Genomic DNA, 24460 nt, shown 5'->3' on the forward strand with positions numbered 1-24460 from the left:
CGACTGACGAGGTGAATGGTCGATGAAACGGATCCGGCCTGGCCGGCTGATCCCGGCGGGCGTGGCCGCGGCGGTCGTGGCCGCGTTCGCCGTCTCCGGCAACGCGAGCATGGCCGACACCCTGGAGGTGATCACCGTCTCGGACTCCGACGAACTGGCACAGGCCCTGGAGGGCGCCGAGGCGGGTGACCGGATCGTGCTGGCGGACGGCGCGTACGAGATCGGGAGGATGAGCGACCGGCACGGCACGGCGTCGGAGCCGATCGTCGTCGCGGCCGAGAACCGCGGGGAGGCGGTCATCTCCGACGGTCAGCTGGAGGTCCTCGACTCGTCCTACGTGACGTTCGAGGGCCTCTCGTGGCGGAACAGCGACACGCTCAAGATCACCGGGTCGCACCACGTGCGGCTGACCCGCAACCACTTCCGGCTCGCCGAGGAGGAGTCGCTGAAGTGGGTGATCATCCAGGGGGAGAACAGCCACCACAACCGGATCGATCACAACCTGTTCGAGGAGAAGCACGAGCTGGGCAACTTCATCACCATCGACGGCTCGGAGACCCAGCAGTCCCAGTACGACCGGATCGACCACAACCACTTCCGGAACATCGGCCCGCGCGCGAACAACGAGATGGAGGCGATCCGGGTCGGCCAGAGCGCCATCTCCGAGTCGGACGGGCACACCGTCATCGAGTCCAACCTCTTCGAGAACTGCGACGGCGACCCGGAGATCGTCTCGGTCAAGAGCAACGACAACGTGGTGCGGTACAACACGTTCCTGACCTCGCAGGGCACGGTGACCCAGCGGCACGGCAACCGGGGCACGTTCCACGGCAACTTCTTCCTCGGCGGCGGGAAGCCGGGCACGGGTGGCATCCGGCTCTACGGCCAGGACCACCTGGTCTTCAACAACTACTTCGAGGGCCTGACCGGGACCGGCTACGACGCCGCGCTCCAGGTGGACGGCGGCGACGTGGACACCTCCGGCGCCCTCAGCGCGCACTGGCGGGTGTACCGGGCGACGATCGTGCACAACACGTTCGTCAACAACGTGTCGAACATCGAGGTCGGTGCCAACTACGAGCTCCCGCCGGTCGACTCGGTCATCGCGGACAACGTGGTGGTCGGCGGCGAGGGGAAGCTCTTCAACGAGTTGATGACGCCGCGGGACATGACGTACGCGGGGAACATCGCCTGGCCGACCGGCTCGGCCACGGTCGGCGACGTGCCGGACGGCGGCGTCGAGGTCGCCGACCCGCTGCTCGTCGGGGACGGCGCGGTGCGGCGGATCGCCCCGGACAGCCCGGCGGTCGACGCCGCCACCGGCGGCTTCGACGTCGTCACCGACGACATGGACGGCCAGGCCAGGGACGGGGAGCCGGACGCGGGCGCCGACGAGTACGGCCCCGGCGAGGTGACCCGTGGCCCGCTCACCGCGGCCGACGTCGGCCCCGACGCGGAGAACCCGGACGAGCCGGACCAGCCGGGAGACCCGGACGACCCGGGAGAGCCCGGTGACCCGGACGACTCCGTGCTGCCCGTGGTGGACGTGGCGGCGAGCGACCACGACGGCAACGTCCCGGAGAACACGCTCGACGGCGACCTGACCACCCGCTGGTCCGCCGAGGGCGACGGCGTCTGGATCAGCTACGACCTCGGCGCCACCCACACGGTCGGCTCGGTGTCCCTCGCCTGGCACCGGGGCGACACGCGAACCCACACCTTCGACGTCGAACTGTCCGAGGACGGCAGCACCTGGACGACCGCGCTGGCCGGCCAGCGCACCAGCGGAGCGACGACCGCCGCGGAGCGCTACGACATCGCCGACGGCCCGGCCCGCCACGTGCGGATCGTCGGCTACGGCAACACCGACAACGACTGGACCAGCATCACAGAAACCACCCTCCACGGCCGGGCACCCGGAGCGGAGGACCCCGACACGCCCGACGTCACCAGGGTGTCGACCGCCACCGAGCTTCAGGACGCCCTCGACGAGGCGGAGCCGGGCGACACGATCGCGATGGCCGACGGCGTGTACGACGCCATCACCCTCTCGAACAGCGGAACCGAGGACGCGCCGATCACGCTGACCGGCTCCCCGGACGCGGTCATCGACGGCGGCGACAACGGAAGCGGCTACGCGGTGGACCTCCGGGCGGACCACTGGCGGCTGACCGGCTTCACCGTACGCGCCGCGAAGAAGGGCGTGATGGCCACCGGCGCCTCCGGCAACGTGCTGGACGGGCTGGAGGTGTACGACATCGGCGAGGAGGGCGTCCACTTCCGCCGGGAGAGCTCGGACAACGTGGTGCGCAACTCCTTCGTCCACGACACCGGGCAGGTCACCGCGGACTACGGCGAGGCGATCTACCTCGGCTCCGCGGAGAACAACTGGGACGACGGCCCGGACCGGAGCGACCGGAACAGGGTGCTCGACAACCGCCTCGGCCCGAACGTGACCGCGGAGCACGTGGACATCAAGGAGGGGTCCACCGGCGGGGAGATACGCGGCAACACGTTCGACGGCACCGGCCAGACCGGCGCGAACTCCGGCGAGAGCTGGGTGTCGGCGAAGGGCAACGGCTACGTGATCGCGGAGAACCACGGCGAGGCCGCGTACATGAGCGGCTTCAAGAGCCGCGTCCGCGTCGCGGGCTGGGGCTGCGGCAACGTCTTCCAGGGCAACACCGGCAGCGTCGCGCCGTACGAGGAGGACGGCTGGGGATTCGACGTCGTCAACGACGACTGCGCCGGGGAGGACGCCGGGGAGAACGTGGTCTGCGACGACAACGAGGTCACCGACGCCGCGCTCGGCGAGAGCACGGTCGCGCTGACCGACTGCGACGGAGACGGCGGCGGCGGGGACCGGTCACCGGCCGCGTCCGCGTCCGCGACCCGGCCCGGGCCGGCCGGCGCCGGTGGCCTCCCCGCCGCCCGGAACGACGAGGACGCGTTCGTCCGCGTCTGACCCCCGCTCACGCGACCAGGGGGAGGGTGACGCGTCCCCTCCCCCGCCTCCCCTCCTCCGACGCGCCTCCGACGCGCCGCCGCCCGGCCGCGCGCGGACGTGTGTTTTTCCGCACAACGACGAGAAGGCAAGGAGACATCCCCTTGAGCAGCTCGCGTTCGATGTCCCGCCCCCGTGGCCGGCGGTGGGCGGCGCTCGCCGCCCTCGGCACGGGAGCGGCACTGTTCGTCGTGCCCCCGCCGGCCCACGCCGCCGACGTGCCGATCACGCCGGACGCCAGCGGCGTCTCGGCCAGCACCAGTGACGGGAACGAGCCGGCCAACGTCGTGGACGGCGACCTCGACACCCGCTGGTCCGGCGAAGGCGACGGCGCCTGGCTGGAGTTGGACCTCGGCTCGACCATGACCGTCTCGCGCGTCGACCTCGCCGTGTACGAGGGCACCACGCGCCAGAACGTCTTCGAGCTGCAGTTCTGGGACGGCTCGCGGTGGGTCACCGTCGTCGAGGACCGCAGCAGCGGCGCCACCACCGAGCTGGAGGCGTTCGCCTTCACCCCCGTCCAGACCAGCAGGGTCCGCTACCTCGGCCACGGCTACGAGGGCGAGGGCGAGGGGGACTGGAACAGCCTCACCGAGGTCGAGGTCTGGGGCACCCCCGGCGACGGCGATGACGACGATGACGGAGACGACGACGGAGGCGGTGGGGAGGACGGCGGCACCGGCGAAGGCGGGTACGGCACCGACGGCAACGGCAACCCGAGGACCGACGACTGCACGTCCTTCGCCGACGACGACCTCCAGTCCGCGGTGGACGCGGCGGACGACGGCGACGTCGTGTGCGTCCGGCCGGGCGACTACTCGGACACGACGCTCACCGTGGACCAGCCCGTGACCGTACGCGCGGGCGGCGTGGCGCGGGTGCGTGACATCCGGATCAGCGGCAGCGGCGCCGAGGTCGACGGCTTCACCGTCGTCGGCGACGAACTGGACGACCCGTCGACCGGCATCCGGTTCTCGGGCAGCGGCCACCGCATCGTCAACAACATGGTCAACGGCCGGAACATCCACTACGCCATCGCGTGCGACCCGGAGGACTGCGCGAGCGACGTGCTGATCTCCGGGAACACGGTCACCGGGACCCACAACTTCGGCGTCTACCTCTGGGGCGGGCGGAACATCACCGTCGAGTGGAACAACATCTACGACCTGTGGACCGAGGACGGGAACGACGACGTCGACGGGATGCGGGTCTGGGGCACCGGGCACGTCATCCGGAACAACTACGTCCACGACCTCAACGCCGCCAGGAGCGAGGGCGACCCGCACCCGGACTGCCTCCAGACGTACCAGCACAGCAGCGACACGCGGCCGGCGTCCGACCTGCTGGTGGAGAACAACTACTGCGTCCGCGTCTCGGGCCAGTGCCTGATCATGCAGAACCTGCACCGCCCGACGCCGGACGTGCGCGACGTCACCTACCGCGGGAACGTCTGCGAGTCGTTCGGCTGGCAGAACATCGAGTTGGGCAGCGTCCCCGGCGCCACGATCGAGAACAACCTCCTGGCCGGCGGCGTCGAGGGTCACGTTCTCACCTTCCACTCCACGGTCGACGACCTGGAGACCACGAACGTGCGGATGCGCAACAACGTCCTGGTCACGGCCGGCGGCACGGTCTACTCGCGCGGCAGCGAGGACGCGCTGACCGACGACACCGCCAACGTGGAGCTGACCGACGAGTCGATCGCCGACGACTGGGAGGAGTTCGAGGGCGACCCGGACGCCCCGGTGCCCGCCTACGATCCGGACGACTTCACCGACTTCCGCGACCGGGCCCGACGGGCCGACGTCGTGGACGAGGGCGCGCCTCCGAACAGCGGCGGCCTCACCCACGACATCGACGGCGCGCCCCGCGTCCAGGGCTCCGCCATCGACATCGGCCCCTACGAGTTCGGCTGACCCGTCTCCCTGGGCCGGCCCTCGGGTCGGCCCAGGGCTGGCCCCGGGCCGGCCCCGTCGTCGGGGCCCGGCGGCCGGGACCGGACACCCAGGGCGGTGAACCGTCGAGGCGCGTACTCCGTAGCCCCGGGCAGTCGGAGCGAGGAATACGAACTCGGGGAGTTTCGCTCTTTGGCGGCCTGCGGTCGACATCCAGGTGAAGAACTCCGCGTTGCGGAGCATCGAATCGAACCAGGGTCCGCGACAGCCCTCGGACATCGCCACGCCATGGTGTGCTCACATGGGCGTTATCGACCGATACGAAGAGAAAGACCCTCTCTGTCTGACGTAAGTCGAGGGCCCCGGCGGGTGCGTCCCTGTTCGGTCGTCAGCGGGGAACACGACGTCGGGGCCCCAGATCGGTCTACCGTCTCAGGCTGAATTCTCCCGCCCGCCGCACGAGGTCGGCCCTCGTGCGGCCCACGCGTCGCGCGCCCGACTTCGGCCGCGCGCACGGCGCCGGCCGGTGACCGCGTTCCGAGTCACCTCCCGGGCACGCGTTTCACGCCCCTTCCCCCTGACAAGCACCATGGTCAGGCAGGCCACAGCTCGCGCACGCGCGCCATTCGAGGTGGCCAATTCGCCGTGCTGACGGAACCGCGAGGGCCTATATACTCCCGCCCATGGCTCAGAAAGTTGTCACCATCTATACGGATGACCTCACCGGCGCCGAGGCGAGCGACGTGAGTACGCACAGGTTCAGCTTGAACGGTGTTGAGTACGAGATCGACCTTACGCCTGAGAACTATGACAAGCTGGACGCCGCTCTGAGGCCCTTCATCGAGAAGGGCCGGAAGGTCGGGAGGCTCAGGCGGTCCGTGGCGGGCGCGAAGCGGGCCACGCCAAGTGAGGACACGGCTGCCATCCGTCAGTGGGCCAAGGAGGAGGGCCTGGAGATCAGCGAGCGCGGCCGGGTGCCCGCCAGCATCCGTGACGCTTACGAGAAGGCTCACTGAACCACGTCATCCGCCGCCGGCCCCATTCCTTGCGGGAGGGGCCGGAGTTGTCCCACCAGGTTCCGAGAGAACGAGTCACCTGCGACAACGCGCCTTCTCGTGTGGCGGTTGTCTGCCACCGCCCCGATCCGAACGGGCACGGAGCCGCGGAGAAGTCCTGGCGAGACGAGCGACGTAGTCCCGTGGTTCGTTCGATCGCCCGCGGCTTGTCGAGAAAGTCCAGAAGCAATCCAGGAACTCCGCAGGGTGGGCCCGCCAGAGGGAACGACGAAACCGCGGAAGGCCGGATCAAGGCCCACTTCCTCGCCTAACCCACACGAAGGATGCGGATCCCTCACACGGGTGAGGAACGGTTGATTCGGGCGGCGAGACGGTAGCCACTTCGTGACGTGGTCTCCATTCGATGGAAGAGGTGATCACCATGCGGAGTTCCCATGCCGGGTCGCGGCGGCTCCTGATCACGCTGACCGCATTCTTCTTCGCACTGACGCTGGGGGCGGGAACGGCTCACGCACAACCAACGTGGTGGGCGCGTACGGGAGAAGCGGTCTACGATCCAACCACGCAGAACGTACGGCTACGCATCACCTACAGCTGCCCGCAGGTCGAACGAAGGGGCGGCACCACTCCGGCGGCGCAGATGGAGATCAGGCAAGGACAGACCTACCGCAAGGGCCTTCTGGACACCTTCATCAACTGTCCCGCCAACCAGGCGCCCGAAACGGTGTACTCCGGCATCGGTCAGGCCTTCGATCGCGACCGGCCGGCGGAAGTGCGGGTGAGCATCGGGTTCGCGCGGAACATCGCGATCATCGGACCCGTTCCCGACTTTCGGTTCTTTCCCCAGTACACCTCCGAGTGGCGCACCGTGTGCCTGTACGGAGGTAATGCCGAACTCTGCCCCCAGTGAGGGTGAGACATTCGACCGGTGCCCCTCGCCGCGTTCGGTGAGGGGCACCGGTCGAATGTCACACCCATGTCCGCAGGGTGGTGGCCAGCGGTTCGGTGGGGTGGTCGATGAGCCGGGCGAGGTCGCCCGGGGTGGGGGCCATCGCGCCGTCGCGCATGTTGGCGTTGAGGGTGACCACGAAGCCGGCCATGGCGTCGTCGAGTCCCGCCGCGATGAGCTTCTCGGCTTCCTGTTCGGAGGTGAGCGGCTCGTAGCGCACGGGGGTGCCGAGCAGTTCCTGGGCGGTGGCGGCGAACTCGTCGTAGGACCAGGCGGTGTCGCCGGACAGCTCGTACGCCCGGCCCTCGTGGCCGGGTGTGCTGAGCACGACGGCGGCGGCCTCGGCGTAGTCCCTGCGCGGGGCGGTGGCGATGCGGCCGGCGCCGACGCTGTTGGCGATGACGCCGCGTTCGCGGGCGTCGGCGAAGTCCTGCTGGTGGTTCTCGGTGTACCAGCCGTTGCGCAGGAAGGTCGCGGGCATGCCGGCGGCGGTGACGAGGTCTTCGGTGGCCTTGTGGTCGGCGGCGAGTTCGAGGATGGTCGTGGGCGCCTGAAGGCCCGAAGTGTACACCAGGTGGGGGACGCCGGCCCGGCGGGCGGCCTCGACGGCCTGCCCGTGCCGGGCCACGCGGGTGCCCAGGTCGCCGAAGGAGACCAGGAGCAGCTTCTCGACGCCGGCGAGAGTCCCGGCGGTGCCGGCGGTGTCGTCCAGGTCGACGGCGGCGGTGCGCAGCCCGCGCTCGGCGAGGGCGGTGAGGCGGTCGGCGTTGCGGCCGAGCGCGAGCACGTCGTCGGCGGCGACACCGCGCTGGAGGAGGGCGTCGATGGTCAGGCCGCCGAGCTTGCCGGTGGCGCCGATGATCGCGATGGTCACGGAGCTCTTCTTCCTTCGGGTGAACGGGGCATGCCGGTGGTCTCGTCGTAGGGGCGGAGGGGGATTTCCTGCTCGCCGGCGCTGGCCGTGGTGGGCCCCGACGCCGCGACGGTGGGGGTGGGGGTCAGGCGACGGAGACGGCGATTTTGCCGAGGGTTCCGCCGCGGAAGGCGGTGAACGCCTCGGGAGCCTCCTCCAACGTGTAGGTGGCCGCGATCGGGACCCGCAGCGCGCCGGAGGCCGCCTGCCCGGCCAGCGCGGACAGCGTCCGCGGGCTCGGGTCGGCCATGATCGGGTGGACGGTCACGTCGGCTTCGACGGCGTCGCTGGTCAGGCCGAGGGTGGAGGCGATCCGCCCACCCGTCCGCACCAGGCCCGCGAGCCGCGTGCCGTTCCCCGCCAGGTGGACCACCACGTCAAGACCGTTCGGGGCCAGGGCCGTGACGTGGGCCTCCAGGTCGCCGGTGAAGTCGACCGCCTCGACCCCGGAGCTGGTCAGGCCGGTGACGAACTCGCTCTCCCGCCCTGGCCTCGCGGTGGCGATCACCCGGGCGCCGCGGGTGGCGGCGAGCTGCACCGCCAGCGCCCCGACCCCGCCGGTCGCTCCCGAGACCAGCACCGTCTCGCCCCGGGCCACGGCGGCGGCGTCCACGCTGTTCAGCGCGGCGGTGCCGGCCAGGCCCAGCGCCCCCGCGACCCTCACGTCCAGACCCGCGGGGATCGGGGCGACGCCGTGGCCGGCCGGGACGGTGACGTACTCGGCGAGCGTTCCGGCGCCCACGTACGGCTTCAGCGCCACCCCGAAGACCGCCTCCCCGACGGTGAAGCCCTCCGCCCCCTCGCCGAGGGCCTCGACGGTGCCGGCGAAGTCCATGCCCACCACCAGGGGGAACCGGTGCTCCATCATCCCCTGGAGGTGGCCGCCGGCGACCGACAGGTCGAAGCCGTTCACGGACGAGGCGGCCACCTTCACCAGCAGCTCGCCCGCCCGCGGCCGGGGCGTCTCGGCCTCGGTCACGGCGGGCATGGAGGGGACCTCGTTCAGCACGACGGCACGCATGACAACACCTCCCACTAACTGGAACGGCCTTCCCGTTTCCAGTGCCGCCCAGCGTAACAACACAAATGGACCGATTGTTCCACTTAGGTAGGGTGGCGGCATGACGTCTTCCGCGGCCCCTGGCGACGCTCCCGGGCAGCGGCCCGGCACCGGGCTGCGCGCCGACGCCGAACGCAACCGCGACCGCATCCTGGCCGCTGCCCGACACCTGTTCGCCACCGAAGGGCTCGGAGTCTCCCTGTCCGCCGTCGCCCGCGCCGCGGGCGTCGGCAAAGCCACCCTCGCCCGCCGGTTCCCCACCCGCGACGACCTCGTCAACGCCGTCTTCGCCGACCGCATGGACGCCTACGCCGCAGCCGTCACCACCGCGCTCGACGACCCCGACCCCTGGCACGGCTTCACGGGCTACGTCCACGCCATCTGCGCGATGCAGGCCGCCGACCGCGGCTTCGCCGACGTCCTGACCATGACCTTCCCCGCCGCCAGAGCCCTGGAGGCCCGCCGCGCCGAGGCGTACAACGGCGCCGTCGAACTCATCGCCCGCGCCAAGGCCACCGGACACCTACGCGAGGACTTCACCGACCGCGACCTGCCCCTCCTGCTCATGGCCAACGCCGGCGTCGTCAACGCCACGGGCGACGCCGCACCCGACGCCTGGCGCCGCCTCGTCGCACACCTGATCCGCTCCTACGCCGCCCCCGGCGCACCCATACCCCCGCTGCCCGACGCACCCCCACCCGCCGCCCTCCACCGGGCCATGGTCCGCCTCACCCGCCGCACCAACTGACCCGGACACGGACACGGACACGGCCCACCCGCCTCCGTCGTCCACCCCCACCACGCGGGACAGTCCGCGGGGAGGGAGCCCTCGCCTCGGTGAGGCCGGGCTCGCGGCCACGGCGGAGAGCCGCCCTCCGGGACCCCTGGCCGTGAGAACGTGAACTCTCCCTCTCGGACACCACCGCTCGGCGTTTGTGACCTGCGGCTTCGTAAAGCTGCAGGGCCGGCCGGGGCGCCACTCGTACTGGACGCTACCTGCCCGTTTCCGACTGTTCCTGGCCGCTACTGGTCACGCGCCTGTCATGACAGGCACTCACGAGCGCTGACGGCCCACGGTCAATGGATGGGCTTCCGCTCGCGGGGTGGCTCGGGCTTGCCGTACAGCATGTTGCAGCTTTGCAGGTGCTGACGGTCGCCTTGGCCGCCGCCACGCGTCCGAAGTATGCGCTCGTCGGACTCGGGGCCCCACCCCAGTGAGAGACGCGATGCCGCTCAGCGTTCCCTCGCGGGACAGGCCGGGACGCCAGAGTGAAGTCGCCGCACTCCGCCTCGCCAGCATCCTCATCTGGACACACGCGCTGACGAAAGGACCGACGCCGGGCCCCGGCACGGCAGTTGGGAGGGGTCCCTGCGCCCCGCCACTAGTCTCCCACCGCCGGTCCCGCCCGGAAGAAGGAGAGTGGAGATGGTAGACGAAGCGAAGCACGGGCCCGACGTCACCCCTCAGCCCGTGCGTGAACGCAGGCCCGGATCGGTCGTGGCAGTGGTGGTGCTGGTCTGGCTCCAGGTGGTCACCAATGCCTTCCTCGGATGGCTGCTCCTGCAAATCGCCCAAGAGGACGCGAGCCACGGCCGCGAGGTCCCCGGACTCGTGTACGTCACCGGCTACGTGTCGCTGATCGCCGCCGTACTGCTGGCGGTGTGCGCCGTGCTGCTGATCACGCGCCGCAGTATCTGGCCGCGCTATGCGGTCATCGGCTTCCAGTTGCTGTCGATCGGCCTGTGGGGTCTGGGGCTGGTCCAGGCGGGCGAGATCGACATCTCGGGTGTCCCGCCGGTCATCCCCGTCATCGTCCTGATCCTGCTCGCGCGGGAGGAGATGGAGGACTGGTACGACGGCTCGCCGCACAAGAGGTGAGCTCCCGGTCGTCACCGCGGCGCCGGGGCCTCCGGTCCGGTCGCAGCCGCTCCAGCCCACGCGGCCATCTCGGCGGCGGCCTCCCAGGGGCCGCTCTTCTCCCACACCACGCACGCACGGCGGCCACCCGGTGGACCTGGTGTTCACCGTGGACCTGGGCCCGCCACCCGGCCAGGTCCCGGCCCGGCACCTGCGGCTGGCGCACGCCCGCGAGGACCTGCTGACCGGGTTGCCGTCAGGTGGCCACGGGGCGAAGGCGTGCAACGTGAGCCGGACACTGCGGGTACCGGCCTGGCGGATCATGGCGGGCGGAGACAGGCTGGAGGCGCTGTTCGACCACGTCGGAGTGAGCCCTGAAGGGTGACGCGGTCGGGTCAGCGCTGGAGCAGGGAGCGGACGACGAACGTCATGTGCTGGATGTTCCCGGCCCGCAGCCAATCGGCGATCTGGCCCGTGCCGTCCTTGGAGGTGAGGGGGCCCTCGGCACAGTCGCGCAGCCAGGTCTCCCCGGCGCTAGCCACCGCTCCCCGGAACTCGGGCAGTTCGCGGATCCGGCGCGCCGCCATGCGGATGCCCGCCGTGCGGTCGGGCCCTCTGTTCCACACCTTGCACAGCACGAACCAGCCGTCGACGGTGTAGCGCAGGACGCCCCAGGGTGGGCCTCCGCCGGCTGGCTGCTGGGCGAGCGCGGTGACGGGCTGCACGCCGTAGTCGCCGTAGGCGAGCAGCGGCACGTAGTCGCGGCCACTCGCCCGCGTCTCCTGCCACATCCGCCAGTCCGCGCGGGGCGCTTCGTGGAGCGCTCCCAGCTCCAGCATGTCGTCCGTGACCCGGGGGAAGCCGCCGCCGAGGACGGCGGCGGTCCGCCAGTTCGCCAGGGGCCACAGGGCGTCGAGGGCGCGCAGGGCCTCCTTCGCGGCGTCGGGGCGGCCGGGAAGGACACCGCCCAGATCGAGCAGCAGATCGACGGGCACGTCGGGGTCGGCGTGGGCGAGAAGGCGGTCGACGTCCTCGGCCGTATCACCGTTCCACTCACCCGGGACGCGTACACGGACGCCCACCCCGCAACCGCGCCGGCGAGCCGCCTCCAGGGCGGCGGAGCGCTGGGCCGCACTCCGCTCGGGCCCGGTCACCGGGCGGAGCAGGCCGGAGAACCCCGTGCACTCGGACAGGATCTCCGACAGAGCCGGTATCTGCGCCTCCTCGGCGAACGGGGCGTCGACCCAGCCGGGATGGCGGCGGTGCGCTCCCCGCACCCGGTCCAGTTCCTTCTTCCAAGGGGCGCTTCTCAGCGCCGCCGGGGGCACGCCGGGGGACGGCGGCAGGTTCCACAGCGGGGCCATCGCGGCCTGGGGGTCTGGCCGGACACCCTGGTAGGCCAGCCGCGCGTGCTGCCGGACGGGAAGGACGGGGACGTAGAGCGGTACGGACATCGCGGCCCCCTCGGCACAACCCGCCTGCTTCCTTTTTTCAGGATCTGCGCCTGAGGTGCGCCGGGAAAGGGTACCCTTTCGGTCGGGATGGCCGAAATGTGCATGCGCCTGGTACGGCCGTGGCGTGCGTTGTAGCGTGCGTGATAATCGGTGGCGGGGATGCTCCAAATGCGCGGAAAGCAACGGTAACTGACTGCGCCACAACCAGGTGTGTCGTTCTCTGTCCGCCGTGCGTCGCCGGACCAGTCCGCCGGGTCGTCGCCGCCCGGCCGCTTCACGATGGGCGCGCGGGTTGAACCCGCATACCCGGTCTGACCGTGAGCGGCTTCCGCACCCTGACCGATACCAGGCTGCCGTAGGGGCCCCTGACCGTGATGGGGTGGATCTGAAGGCAGGCGAGCGGTCAGACACATCTCGCCTGAGTCAGTTGGCACCGCCTCGTTGTGCGTGGCGGTCAGTGAGGTTTCTCAACGTGAGTTCATGCCCTGCGTTAAGGGTGCGGTTGTCTGCTGCGTGTGGGGAGGGGATGTCGGGGAGGAGGAGGCGGACGGTGCCCTTCCACACTCCAGGGTCGATCCGGACCAGAGCCAGGCGGTCATCCGCCTGCGCGAACTCCTCTGATCTGACGGCCAGCCACCGCTTCACGGAAGCTGAGTTCAGAGTCCTCTGAGAACCAACGAAGCCACCCCGTCGTGTACTCCCGACACGCTGATCCCACCGCCCGGCTGCCGGCGTAGCCGCGTGACTCAGGAGCCCGCTGGGCCGCCTCCAAAGTCACGGGAGTCAGGCCGCGCGCGGGCGAGAAAGTCCTGGAGTTCGCGGTGACGGAACTGGTAGGCGATGCCTGCCGTCCGCCGCATCAGGCCAGCATCGCAGCACCAGTCGAGAAACCGCGCCAGCCGCCAGGGCAACCACTGATCGGACCACCAACGGCGCGTGCACAACAGGAACGCCACGTACCGCATGCCGACGGGGGCCGCGAGGAAGATCATCGAGATCCCGAGGATGATCCCGAAAACAAGCCCATCCTCCGCCCTGAACGCGGAAAGAGGTCCGAAGATGGTGGCGAACACGACGGCCTGGACCAGATCATCCAGCACGATCTGACGCGGCAGGGTGGGATCGCTCACCGCGGAATCCTCCACCCTGGGGACCGCTTTCTCCAGCCCACCCAGGAACACGATGACGAACCCGCCAACGATCCCGTTCATCGCCCCGAGCCAGATCCCGTTCGCGGGCTCTTCTCCGCTGATCCCCAGGGTGACACCGGTCACCGCGATTCCGATGGCGAGACCAAACCCCAGTGCGAGCCTCAGTCGGAATCTCCCACCGCGAGTTCTCAGGCGCGGGGGGTGAAACCTCAGAACCAAGGGATACGCGGGGCTCTTGGACGTTGCCACCACGCTGATCAACAGACCGAGAACCACCAGAACGACGATGTACTCTCCCCCACCGGAGAGCATCAGGAAAGGCAGCGTGACAACGGATATCGTCCCGAGGAACAGGGCGACGTGGACGATGCGGGCACGCCGGAGACCGGCCAGTGGCCAGAGTTCGTGAACAGCGAGGTCCGCGCTCGGAAGGAGGCGACCCGCTACGCTCCGCTGGGTGACGACGTTCGAGTTCAGATAACTGGCCAGAACGGTCAGCCACACACGGACCTGCCGCACGGTGTACGGGACGGGGTGCCTCTTTCCAGGTACCGAGGCAAGGGAGCGGATGGTGGCGGGAACGAAGAGGTCCAGCAGATGATCCCTGATGTCCCCGAGCGTCCGTAGTCCGGGATGGAGAAGTTCCACAGGATCCCGGATCCAGGTGCCGTCCTCGCGACGCTCGTCGTAGACGACGACCGCCATGGTCAGTCGCCATGGCGTCGACAGACCGTACGCCAGGGCGCAGGCCGGGTCAGCGTCCATCGCGTCCAGAACCGGGTCCCACCGTGCCGGGGTGCGGGAGCGGGAGGCCACGAAGGCCCGCGCGGCGGCGGCGGTGACGGGGGCGATGTCGACTCGGGCGGCGTCCTGCGCCCACGTCTCCGCCAACTCCAGCGCCGCGTAGGTCGCGGACCGACACGTCACGACCAGCTGGCTCTTGATCGTGCCCTCCAGGTACGCGTTCATCGTTTCCACCGCCGCCGCGGCGCGCAGGCTGCGCTGCGAGGATTCCGCGGAATCCATCTCATCCAGGCCGTCGAGTACGGGCAGCACGAGCCGCGCGTCCACGAGGGCGGACGCGGCCGCGGGGCGCAGTCGGTAAGCCCTGGCCAGATGGCCGACGAGCCACTCCTCAAGGGCCTGTTGGCCCGGGTTGAAGGAGGAGAGCGACAACCGCACCGGGACGGGGCCCCCCGCGGCCCGGTCGGCCAGGAGCAGCAGCATGAGGTGGAGCGCCAGCACCGTCTTCCCCGCCCCGGGCGCCCCCGTGATCACCAGGCGTCCCGGGCGCAGCGCCCGGTAGTAGTCGGCGACGTCCTCCAGCGTGCCGCTGGGTCGCGCACCGCTCGCGTTGTGGGCCGGGGCGGGCACGAAGGCGAACGTCACGTTGATGGTGCGGTCGCTGCCTCCCAGCAGTCGCTGCCGGGCTTCCTCCTCCCGCTTCCGCACCTCGACCGCCAGCCGGTCAGCCAGCCCGGCGGTGTCGCCGTCCTGCCAGCGCACCGCCACGAGCGCCAGATAGCCGCCCCACAGGGCGACGAGGAGACCGACCGTCGCGAGCACGGCCCCAGCTGGATCGACGTCGCCGGTCCCCGCCCACACGCCCACCGTCGCCACGACCATGAGGGCCGCCATGGCCACTCCACCCAGCACCCATCGAGCGACACGCCCAGTCCCCATGCCCCCATCATCCCCGGGACAGGGAGAACGTGTTCGACGAATGCAACGGACTGCTCGGCTGGAGGAGCGCGGCTGTCCGAGACCGGTGGTGGATGTTCGTCTGCTCCCTGACTCCCGCGAAGGCCGCGCGGATCCTGCGTACTCCTGGCCGACCACCAACCAGGCTGCGCGCACGCGGGCTCCTCCCGCGCATCCCACGCCCGGGGACCGCATCGGGGGAACGGCTCGGCCGGCACCGCTGGACGACCGAGCGGTCGATCGCCTGGCCGTTCGCCTGTCGCCGCCTCACGGTCCGATACCAGCGAGCCGGCTCGCACGCCCTCGCCCTTGCCTGGCCGCGCCGCACGCCCTGACCTGCCGCAGAAGCCCCCATGACTGAAGGGTCGGGCAGTGGGAGCCGCGACGGTCTCCCACTGCCAGAACGTGATCCGCGTCAGGCTCGGGCGCGCCTGGTCAGGCCCCAGTCACCGGCGCCTGGAGTTCCGTCACCCAGTCGTCACGGTTCTCGGGGCATTCGAGGGTGACCTCCCGGGGGTAGCCGATCGACTGGTAGCCGTTGGCATCAATCCAGCGCGCCAGGGTCTGGGCGGTCGGGAGCACGGTGTCCATCGAACCGCGGTGCACGATGGTCGCGGCCTGTTCGAGGGACGGCAGGTCGAGGACCCGGAAGGCGCCGTCCTGGAGCGGGGCGGAGACCTGGACGGCGGCGTGGACGACGATCCTGCCGCCGCCCTCCGGGGCGTCCTCGTAGGAGGCGACACCGGGGCCCGTGGGCGTGACGCCCGCCGAGCCCAGGCGGCGCAGCAACTCGTCGTAGAGCGGCCCGATGACCGGGCCGATGTCCTTCGGCTCGAAACTCGCGGCGGTCGCGGTCAGCTCCGCCACCCGGACAGTGGGGACGCTCTTGATGACAACGTCGTTCGTGGGCATCTGCCCCTCGCTCTCGATCGCTCGGAGCCTCGCCTCGACCTGGACCAGCCGTGCTCCCGCGTCAGCCATGGCCGTCTCCAGTTCGGCCCGCCGCAACCGCAGCATGCCGCGCAGTTCCTCGGCGCTGGCCTTCTCGTCCACGATGTCCTGGACCTGCTGGAGGGTGAATCCGAGGTCCTTGAGGGCGATGATCCGGTTGAGGCGGGCGAGCTGAGCAGCAGCGTAGTAGCGATAGCCGCTGGCGGGGTCGACGTGGGCCGGGCGCAGCAGACCCGTCGCGTCGTAGTGACGCAGCATCCGGACTGAGACGCGGCCGTGCCGGGCGAAGTCTCCGATGGTGAACATGATGTCTCCGAGTCGACCGCCTGACACGGTGTGAGAGTCAAGAAGTTACTTTGCGACCGCGGGGCGGCGAGACCGCGGAGCTTCATCGGCGCAGCCGCATGGGGTGTCCGTCAAGCGAACGGTCCGCGACGAGGCACCACCACGTGGGACGTCCTCTGAGTTCCTTCGGCGGAGACGACGTCTGATCTGCAATCCCTGTCCGGGCGGGGACTGGGAGATGCCCCGGTCAGTCGTGGACGGCAAGGCGACTGTTCCAGGTCAGGGGCCCGATCGCGGATCGCGGTCAGGCCCCTGACCTGTCGCGCCGCTGAAGCGGGAGAGTTCGGTGCGCGAGGTGATGCCGAGCTTGGGGAAGGCGTTGTACAGGTGGTAGCCGACCGTGCGGTGGCTCAGGAAGAGGTGGGTGGCGATCTCGCGGTTGGTCGCGCCGGTGGCGGCCAGCAGGACCACCTGGCGTTCCTGGGCGGTGAGGGCGGCGAGTTCGTCGACGGCCTGGGCGGGGGCCGTGCCGCGTGGTGTGGCGCCGATGGCGGTCAGTTCGGCGACCGCGCGGTCGAACCAGGGGGAGGCGCCGAGGTCCTGGAAGATCTTCGCGGCGGCGCGCAGCCGGGGCGCCGCGTCGTTCCGTCTTCGGGCGCGGCGCAGCCACTCGCCGTAGAGCAGCAGGGTGCGGGCGTGCTCGAACGGGCGGGTGGCGTGCTCGTGGTGGTCGAGGGCGGCGAGGTAGTGCTTCTCGGTGTGCTCGGGCGCGCCCAGCAGTGCGCGGCACCGTTCGGCGACCGCCAGCGCCCACGGCCGCGCGCTGTTGCGGGCCCAGCTCTCGAACCGGGCGAACGGCTCAGCGGCCCGGCCCGGCTCGCCGAGCCGCACGGCCGCCTCGACCAGGCTGGGGAGCGCGAAGCGGACGATCACCGTGTGCCCGACGGGTCCCGCTCGCAGGGCGGTCAGCCGGTCCGCGGCCAGGCGGTGGTCCCCCAGGCCCAGTGCCAGCAGCCCGAGAGCGTAGCCACCCCAGGAAGCGCCCGGTGCCCGGCCACCGTCGGTGCCGTTGCGGGCCAGCTCCTCGCAGCGCCCCTCGTCGCCCTGGATCGCCGCCGCGAGGGACAGGACGCCCCGGATGTCGCGGGCCCGCCGGGTGTGCCCGATGGCGTCGGTGATGCGCAGCGCCTCGGCCGCGTCCGCCTCGGCTTCGGGGATGCGGCCGAGGACGATCCATGCCTGGGTTCTCAGTTGCAGGGCATGCGTCAGTTCACTGATCTGGCCCTGGGCCCGGCAGATCCGCGTCAGCTCGTCGGCCGCGGCCAGCGCCTCGGAGTCCCCGCCGGTCCGCAGCGCCGCGAACACGGTGTAGGTGGCCGCCAGCAGGTCGGCGGGCACGGATGATCCGGCGGCGGCCAGCGATGCCCGCAGCAGTTCGAGACCGGCGGTGTGGTCGCCGGCCAGCAGGAGCTCGGTGCCTCGTACGACCGACGGGATGGTGCCCAGCGGAACGCCGCTGTGCCGCTGTACGGTCTCCATGAGGTGGCTGGCCCGCCGCAGGACCTCGCGGTCCCCGGCGAACCAGGCGTATCCGGCGGCCGCGCCGAGCAGGGCGACCGCCTGTTCCGGAGCGGTCGCGGCCGTGGTCTCGGCGGCGTCGGCGGCGATACGGCCGGCGGCCGCGGCGTTGCCCTGCTCGAACTCCAGGGCGGCGGTCACGGCGGCCAGGCGCGCCGCCACCTCCGGGCGCGCGGTGAGCCGGGTGCCGCGGGCGGCGAGCCGGCCGGCCCGGTCGAGTTGCCCGGCGGCGGCCGCGGCCTCGGCGGCCGCGGCGAGCCGCCCGGCGCGCAGTTCGGGGTCGGCGCTCAGCTGCGCGCACCGCTCGAAGACGGAGGCGGCGACGGCCGGGGCGCCGCGGCGCAGCGCGCGGTCGGCGGCGTGTTCCACGACGCGACCCAGGTCCTCGTCGACGCCGGTGGCGGCGGCGGCCAGGTGGTGGGCGCGGCGATCCTCGGCGCCGTCGCGGTCGTCCTCGGCGCCGCCGCGGCCCAGCTCGGCCGCGAGCGCCCGGTGCGCCGCCTGGCGGACCGACAGCGGTGCGCCCCGGTAGGCCGCGGCCTTGACCAGCGGGTGTCGGAAGGCCAGCACGTCCGCTCCGACGCGTACCAGGCCAGCGTGCTCGGCCGGCTCCAGGTCGGCGGCGACGGCCGCCAGGCGGCCCGCCGCCCGGAGGATCAGGTCGAGTCCGCGGGTGCCGTCGGCGGCGGCGACGGCCAGCAGGGTCCTGGTGCGCTCGGGAAGGGCGGCGATGCGCTCACGGTAGGCGGTCTCGACGCGGCCCGCCGGGGTGGCGGCCTCGGTGTAGAGGGTGAGCGCGGGCACCCTGCCCGCGCGTTCCTCTGGCCCGAGCATGCCGGACAGTTCGATCAGCGCGAGTGGGCTGCCCTCGGCCTCCGCGATGACGCGGTCGCGGACGGCGGGGGCGATCTCGCCGCACCGCTCGGCCAGCAGCGCCACCGACTGTTCGGCGTCGAGTCCCGCCAGGACCATCTCCGGGACGCCGGCCGCCGGGAAGGGACGGTCGCCGCCGCGGGCACCGAAGACGACCGCGATCCGCTCGGCGTTCAGGCGGCGGACGGCGAAGAGCAGCGCGTCGGCGGATGCCTGGTCCAGCCACTGGGCGTCGTCGACCAGGCACAGCAGCGGCCCGTCGTCGCTGAGGTCGGCGAGCAGCGTCAGCACGGCGAGCCCCGCGAGGAAGCGGTCGCCGTCGCGCGCGGGGGCCAGGCCGAACGCCGCGCGCAGCGCGCCGGACTGCGGTGCGGGAAGCGCGTCGATCCGGTGCCGGACCGGGTGCAGCAGGGCGTGGAGGGCGGCGAAGGGCAGGTCGCCCTCTGCCTCGGTGCCGGTGGTGCGGAGGACCGGCCCCGCGCCGTGGAGCCCGGCCGCGTAGTCCAGCAGCGTGGACTTGCCGATGCCGGGCTCGCCCCGGACGACCACCGCCTGGCCGCGCCCCCCGGCCGCGGCGGCGAGCAGGCCCGCCAGGCGCGCCCGTTCCCCCTCACGTCCGTGGATCACGGCCCCAACATACCGATGCCCGGGACCGGGTGCCCCGGTCATTCCCGGTACCCGTGACAGATCCGCCGCCGTGGTGCCCGCGCCTAGCGTCGAGACGTCGGCCCGCGCTACCGGAGGAGGCGTTCGTGCAGGTGAAGCCCGTAGGCATGGTGGTCGGTGGCCGGCCGGAACCGTACGACGACGACTGGGGCGCCGAGCGTGCGGTCATCCGGCTGGACGCCGACGCGTTCGGCGGCGAATCCCTCTTCGGGCTCGCGGAGTTCTCCCACATCGAGGTGGTGTTCGCGTTCCACCTCGTGGCCCCGGAGGACGTGAGCACCGGGGCCCGGCGTCCCCGGGGCAACCCCGGCTGGCCGCCCGTCGGGATCTTCGCGCAGCGCGGCAAGAACCGCCCGAACCGACTCGGGGTCTCGCGCTGCCGCCTGGTCTCCGTCGAGGGTCTTGACGTTCACGTCGCCGGCCTCGACGCGATCGACGGCACGCCGGTGCTCGACATCAAGCCCTACATGGCCGAGTTCGGGGCGCTGGGCGCGGTCCGGCAGCCGGAGTGGGCCACGGAGCTGATGCGCGACTACTACTGACCGGCCTCGGTGTCCCCTCCCCCGTCCTCGTCCCCGTTCCCGTCCACCCGTCCCGGGAGACTCATCGTGTCCACTCCACAGACCGCCGCACCCCCGCCCACCTCGACCACGCCCAGACGCGGGGTGCTCCCCGTCGTCCTGGTCTCACTCGCCGTCGTGGTGTCGGCCGTTCCCTCGCTGAACGTCGCCCTGCCCGGCCTCGCGCAGGACACCGGCGCCGACCAGACCCAACTGCAGTGGATCGTCGACGCCTACGCCCTGGTGTTCGCCGGGCTCCTGCTCCCCGCGGGCGCGCTGGGCGACCGCTTGGGCCGCAAACCCGTCCTGATCGCCGGCCTGGCGCTGTTCGCGGCGGGGGCGTTCGGCGCGGGCGCCGTGGACGAGCCGGACGCGATCATCGTCCTGCGCGGGCTCTCCGGGGTCGGCGCGGCCCTGGTCATGCCGACGACCCTGTCGATCATCACCAGTTCCTTCCCCGCGGCCGAGCGCGGCAAGGCGGTCGGCGCGTGGATCGGCGTCGCCGGAGCCGGCGCCGTCTTCGGCCTGCTGACCTCCGGGCTGCTGCTGGAGTGGTTCGCCTGGCCGTCGATCTTCGTCTTCGGCGGCAGCCTCGCCGCGCTGACGCTCGTCGCCGCGGTCGCCGTCATACCCGACTCGCGCGACGCCGCCGCGCCGCGCATCGACGCCGTCAGCGGCGTACTCTCCTCGCTCGGCCTGGCCGGGATCGTCTACGGCACCATCGAGGGCCCGCACCGCGGCTGGACCGACGCCGGCACCCTGACCGCGTTCGCCGTCGGCGTGCTCGCCGGCGCGCTGTGGCTGGGCTGGAGCCTGCGCACAGCCAACCCCATGCTCGACCCGAGGCTGTTCCGGGTGCGCGGCTTCGCCACCGGGGTGCTGTCCATCACCGTCCAGTTCTTCGTCTTCTTCGGCATGGTCTTCGTCGTCCTGCAGTACCTCCAGCTCATCCTGGACTACACCGCGCTGCAGGCCGGGCTGGCGATGACCCCCATGGGCCTGGTGCTCGGCGGCCTGTCGCGCCGCGCGCCGCACATCGTCGCGACGATCGGCCGGCGCCGGGCGGCGGGGATCGGGCTGGCCCTCATGACGGCGGGCGTGCTGGTCCTTGCCCGCCTCGACGCCGGCTCCTCGTACTGGCTGGTGCTCGCCGGGCTGCTGCCGATCGGCGCGGGCATGGCCCTGGCCACCACCCCGGCCACCACCTCCATCGTCGACTCCCTGCCCGGCCACAAGCAGGGCGTCGCCTCCGCCGTCAACGACGCCGCCCGCGAGGTCGGCGGGACCCTCGGCATCGCCGTCCTCGGAAGCCTCCTCAACGACGGCTACCGCCAGGGCGTCTCGGACAACGCCCCGGCCGGCCTGCCGCCCGAGGCGGTCCACGCGGCCCAGGAGTCCCTCGCGGTCTCGCAGACCGTCGCCGAGCGCCTCGGAGCCCACGGCGAACGCCTCGGCCAGGTCGCCGTCGACGCCTTCGTCGACGGATACGCCGTCGCGTACCTCGTCTCGGCCGTGCTGCTGGCGCTGACCGCCGTGGCGATCCTCGCGCTGGGGCCCGGCCGGGCGGCGAACGACAGCTGAACGTGTCCTCATGACGGGGCTCACGGCGTCCGTCCGCGAGGGGCGCGGATACGTTGGCGGGGCTCCGTCTGCACAGGCAGGGGATGACCGTCATGGAGGGCATCTCACTGAGCCCTTCCCGACCTGCGGTGCAGCAGTGTTGGTGGGCGGGCGGCCCGGGTGCGCGACGTGGCGAAGCTCCTGGTCGACGAGTTCACGACCAAGACCACCCCCCGACCAGGAGCTTCGTCGTGCTTGTCCACCCATCCGGGATCGATCTGTCCGGCTCGGCGCTGAGACACCTGGCCGGCCTGCTCGCGACCCGCCGCCGTGAGCCAGGAACCCGGCGGCGCAGGCTTCCGGTCGGCCGGCCGGCTCTGCTCGTCCTGGCCCACCCCTCGTGGCTGCCGCGGTGATGGACCTCGCTGATCCACTAATGCCTGGTCCTCGATCCCCTCGCCGCGGCTGTGGACATCGGGCCCCTTGTAGGCGGGCAGGTGGTGGATTCAGCCCTTCCCGCAGTGCGGAAGAACCGCTCGACGGTCGGCTTGTCCGTCGGCTTCTTCGGCTGAGCCGGCTGGATCGACATCCCCAGCCGGGTGCAGACACTGATGACGTGGGTCGACATGAACGCCCGCCCGTGATCGATGACCAGCGTCTCGGGTGGACACAAACCCCGGCCCGGCCGCGGCGTGTCCTCGGTGAAGACACCTCGTCGAACACCCCGTGGTAGGGAGCCAGCGCGGGGCGGGTGGCGTCCTGAAGCGGCGGGCACAGGGCCTCGAACAACACCCCGGCGACATCCACCGCCTTCGTCGAGTACGCGGTCACCCGCAGCCCGACGATGCGGAGAGGGAACAGGTTCTGGGCAACGGTCAGCTGGATGGGCACCCAGCGGCAGGTGACCGGCGCCATCGGTCGGCCTCCAGCCGTTCGGTGCCCCGGCGCAGCAGGGCTGAGCGGGTGGGCGTCGAGTCCGGGGCCGACGCGGCCACCACCCGGCGGACAGCGTCCTCCCAGCGCGGATCGACCCGCGAACCGCGGCCCTTCAACACCCGCGCGTCGATCAGAGCGCCTCACCGCCCTGACGGTAGGCAGCCACCGGGGCGACCCACCCCGCAGAGGGGTGAAGGGGCAGGCATCACGCGGAAGCCGGAGACCTGCCGGGCAAGGGCGGGTCCCGTGTGAACTCCGCTGTGGCAGCCGCGGGGTACGCCTCCGGCCGAGGACTCGCTGCTCTGCCCGGTGGGTAAGCGTGGAGCTGACAGTCCGCCAGCACGGCCAGGCCGCCCCCTGTCCGCCGGCCACACCCATGCGGTGGCGGCGTCGCCCTCGGACACACCGCGCGGGAGTGCGGCACCTCTGAGAGAGCGGGAGCTGCCATGGCTCATGCGGTCAGGCTCATCATCGCCGAGAGTGGAGAGAAGCCATGAAGTCCTCCGTCCGCACCTTCCTCGCCGGTTCCAGCATCCGGTACGCGCGCACGGCCCTGCAGGTGCGTGAAACGGGCCACGGCCCCGCCCCGAGCGACACCCCGACTCGTCCGGCCAGGGCCGGAGGATCGGTCATGCGGTTCCGGACCTTACTCGTCATCATCGGCCTGGTCGGTGCGCTGGTGGCGGGGACATCCACGCCCGCCGCGGCTGACACGGGCCGGTACCGGAACGTGGCCACGGGCCTGTGTCTGGACAGCAACGCCAGGGGCGAGGTCTACGCCATCAACTGCAACGGCGGGAACTACCAGAACTGGACAACGACGGTGAGTCCGCAGGGAGACCTCGAGTTGCGGAACGCGGCCACGGGACTGTGCCTGGACAGCAACGCGAGTGGCGACGTCTACACCCTCGGCTGCAACGGCGGGCATTGGCAGGCATGGCTGGAGCGGAGCCACGACGGCGGCGCGACGAGGGAGTTCATCAACCTGGCCACCGGTAGGTGCCTGGACAGCAACTTCATCCACGACGTGTACGCCCACGCCTGCAACGGTGGGGAGTACCAGCGCTGGTGGCGTTGATCGCCGCCGGCGGGACACCCGCGGAGCCGCCCCTTGCGGGACCGGAAGAGGTGCGGCTTTCCCTTTTTCCATCCCGGCGGAATGGAGTTCGGACGGTTGTCGCGGGGTAATGGGATTCCCGACAGGGGTGCAGTACACCCGTGACGTGTCCGGAAGTGCTCGACAACGGGATTGGTGCCCCTGCCGGGGCCCCGGCCCCACAGGTTCGGGGCGGTGGGTGCCGGCCTTTCCCGGCGGCACCGCGGCGCGGATGGCATGGGCGGCATGCAGCACATTCCGCTCGTACGTGCGCAGCCAGTCTTCGGGCGTCGAGTCCAGCAGCCCGCCCCCCGTACGCACCGCCGGCGTTGGCCACCAGCAGATCGAGACCGCCCATCTGCCCGGCCGCCTCGTCGACGGCCCGGGCAAGCGTCGCCCGGATCGGTGACGTCCGCCTGGATACCGGGCAGTCCGGATTCCTTGAGCCGCTCCGGATTCCGCCCGCAGACGGTGACCGCCGCTCCCTCTCCCCGCAGTGCCCGGCCGATGGCCAGCCCGATACCGCTGCTACCTCCGGTGATGAAGGCCGCTTTCCCCGCAAGGCCCAGTTCCATGGCGTCACCCTGTCAGCAGACAGCGAGACGACGAACCGATCATCTACGTCGACCAGTCCCTCATGGGCGTCCTCAAGATCCAGAAGGAGCGACAGGACAGAGAGAAGGACCGCCTCGGAGAAGCATGGACGGACCACGACCTGGTGTTCGCCCGGGACGGCTGGCGGCTGCGAGCTGCCGACCGTGCCGGCGGTCCCCAGGACCCCGACAAGGTGACAGCCCGCTGACGCACGGTCCGCAACCGCCTGGACCCGCCCGACAGCTTCCGGCTCCACGACGCCCGCGCCAGCAAGACCAACAACGATCTCGACGCCGGGGAGAACCCTGTGGAGGTCGCGGCGAACGCTCGCCAGCACAGCCCCGGCTACAGCATGAGGGC

General features: G+C 71.4%; 18 protein-coding genes and 1 pseudogene. 12 read left to right on the forward strand and 7 right to left on the reverse strand.

Annotated features, from left to right (window positions below):
* The first annotated feature begins 22 nt into the window (after positions 1–22).
* The 4 genes from ACTWP5_RS17800 (at position 23) to ACTWP5_RS17815 (ending at position 6825) form a co-directional block, all read left to right on the forward strand.
* A complete protein-coding gene (locus tag ACTWP5_RS17800; protein ID WP_443221966.1) occupies positions 23–2965 on the forward strand; it encodes a chondroitinase-B domain-containing protein in 2943 nt (980 codons plus the stop codon).
* Positions 2966–3108: 143 nt separating this feature from the next.
* The gene (locus ACTWP5_RS17805) at positions 3109–4920 is read left to right on the forward strand and encodes a discoidin domain-containing protein (protein WP_443221967.1); all 1812 of its coding nucleotides are present in this window, start codon (positions 3109–3111) and stop codon (positions 4918–4920) included.
* Positions 4921–5582: 662 nt separating this feature from the next.
* Positions 5583–5915, forward strand: coding sequence for a histone-like nucleoid-structuring protein Lsr2 (locus ACTWP5_RS17810; protein WP_443221968.1), 333 nt, complete (start codon positions 5583–5585; stop codon positions 5913–5915).
* Positions 5916–6318: 403 nt separating this feature from the next.
* A complete protein-coding gene (locus ACTWP5_RS17815) occupies positions 6319–6825 on the forward strand; it encodes a hypothetical protein (RefSeq protein ID WP_443221969.1) in 507 nt (168 codons plus the stop codon).
* Between the two features lie 58 nt (positions 6826–6883).
* Here ACTWP5_RS17815 and ACTWP5_RS17820 read toward each other — a convergent pair whose 3' ends face one another.
* Together ACTWP5_RS17820 and ACTWP5_RS17825 are read right to left on the reverse strand one after the other, a co-directional pair.
* Complete coding sequence (locus ACTWP5_RS17820) at positions 6884–7738, reverse strand: NAD(P)H-binding protein (protein ID WP_443221970.1); 855 nt, start codon at positions 7736–7738, stop codon at positions 6884–6886.
* Positions 7739–7862: 124 nt separating this feature from the next.
* Positions 7863–8798, reverse strand: a complete 936-nt coding sequence (locus ACTWP5_RS17825) for an NADP-dependent oxidoreductase (protein WP_443221971.1) — start codon at positions 8796–8798, stop codon at positions 7863–7865.
* A 100-nt stretch (positions 8799–8898) separates the two neighbouring features.
* On the opposite strand from ACTWP5_RS17825, the gene ACTWP5_RS17830 reads away from it, so the two are divergent.
* From ACTWP5_RS17830 to ACTWP5_RS17840, 3 genes are all read left to right on the forward strand, one after another.
* Positions 8899–9585, forward strand: coding sequence for a TetR/AcrR family transcriptional regulator (locus ACTWP5_RS17830; protein ID WP_443221972.1), 687 nt, complete (start codon positions 8899–8901; stop codon positions 9583–9585).
* Positions 9586–10263: 678 nt separating this feature from the next.
* A complete protein-coding gene (locus tag ACTWP5_RS17835) occupies positions 10264–10716 on the forward strand; it encodes a hypothetical protein (RefSeq protein ID WP_443221973.1) in 453 nt (150 codons plus the stop codon).
* Between the two features lie 130 nt (positions 10717–10846).
* A complete protein-coding gene (locus tag ACTWP5_RS17840; protein WP_443221974.1) occupies positions 10847–11080 on the forward strand; it encodes a hypothetical protein in 234 nt (77 codons plus the stop codon).
* Between the two features lie 10 nt (positions 11081–11090).
* Here ACTWP5_RS17840 and ACTWP5_RS17845 read toward each other — a convergent pair whose 3' ends face one another.
* The 4 genes from ACTWP5_RS17845 to ACTWP5_RS17860 form a co-directional block, all read right to left on the reverse strand.
* On the reverse strand, positions 11091–12149 hold the full coding sequence (locus tag ACTWP5_RS17845) for a beta family protein (protein WP_443221975.1): 1059 nt from the start codon (positions 12147–12149) through the stop codon (positions 11091–11093).
* A gap of 746 nt (positions 12150–12895) precedes the next feature.
* Positions 12896–14938: an NACHT domain-containing protein gene (locus tag ACTWP5_RS17850; RefSeq protein ID WP_443221976.1), complete on the reverse strand. Its 2043-nt coding sequence runs from the start codon at positions 14936–14938 to the stop codon at positions 12896–12898.
* Between the two features lie 498 nt (positions 14939–15436).
* The gene (locus tag ACTWP5_RS17855; protein WP_443221977.1) at positions 15437–16258 is read right to left on the reverse strand and encodes a MerR family transcriptional regulator; all 822 of its coding nucleotides are present in this window, start codon (positions 16256–16258) and stop codon (positions 15437–15439) included.
* A gap of 258 nt (positions 16259–16516) precedes the next feature.
* The gene (locus ACTWP5_RS17860) at positions 16517–19315 is read right to left on the reverse strand and encodes an ATP-binding protein (RefSeq protein WP_443221978.1); all 2799 of its coding nucleotides are present in this window, start codon (positions 19313–19315) and stop codon (positions 16517–16519) included.
* A 146-nt stretch (positions 19316–19461) separates the two neighbouring features.
* Between ACTWP5_RS17860 and ACTWP5_RS17865 the strand changes: the two genes are divergently transcribed.
* The 4 genes from ACTWP5_RS17865 (at position 19462) to ACTWP5_RS17880 (ending at position 23915) form a co-directional block, all read left to right on the forward strand.
* Positions 19462–19896 (forward strand): SAM-dependent methyltransferase, encoded by a 435-nt coding sequence (locus ACTWP5_RS17865; RefSeq protein WP_443222034.1) that lies wholly within the window; start codon positions 19462–19464, stop codon positions 19894–19896.
* 66 nt (positions 19897–19962) lie between these two features.
* Positions 19963–21495, forward strand: coding sequence for an MFS transporter (locus ACTWP5_RS17870; RefSeq protein ID WP_443221979.1), 1533 nt, complete (start codon positions 19963–19965; stop codon positions 21493–21495).
* Between the two features lie 1546 nt (positions 21496–23041).
* Positions 23042–23488, forward strand: coding sequence for an RICIN domain-containing protein (locus tag ACTWP5_RS17875; protein ID WP_443221980.1), 447 nt, complete (start codon positions 23042–23044; stop codon positions 23486–23488).
* A 286-nt stretch (positions 23489–23774) separates the two neighbouring features.
* Complete coding sequence (locus ACTWP5_RS17880) at positions 23775–23915, forward strand: hypothetical protein (RefSeq protein WP_443222041.1); 141 nt, start codon at positions 23775–23777, stop codon at positions 23913–23915.
* A 40-nt stretch (positions 23916–23955) separates the two neighbouring features.
* On the opposite strand, the pseudogene ACTWP5_RS17885 reads toward ACTWP5_RS17880, so the two are convergent.
* A pseudogene (locus tag ACTWP5_RS17885) lies at positions 23956–24081 on the reverse strand (SDR family NAD(P)-dependent oxidoreductase); the annotation flags it as partial.
* 62 nt (positions 24082–24143) lie between these two features.
* Between ACTWP5_RS17885 and ACTWP5_RS17890 the strand changes: the two are divergent.
* Positions 24144–24308 (forward strand): hypothetical protein, encoded by a 165-nt coding sequence (locus ACTWP5_RS17890; RefSeq protein ID WP_443221981.1) that lies wholly within the window; start codon positions 24144–24146, stop codon positions 24306–24308.
* Positions 24309–24460 lie beyond the last annotated feature (152 nt).

Source organism: Streptomyces sp. 4N509B (assembly GCF_052245655.1).
GTDB lineage: Bacteria > Actinomycetota > Actinomycetes > Streptomycetales > Streptomycetaceae > Streptomyces.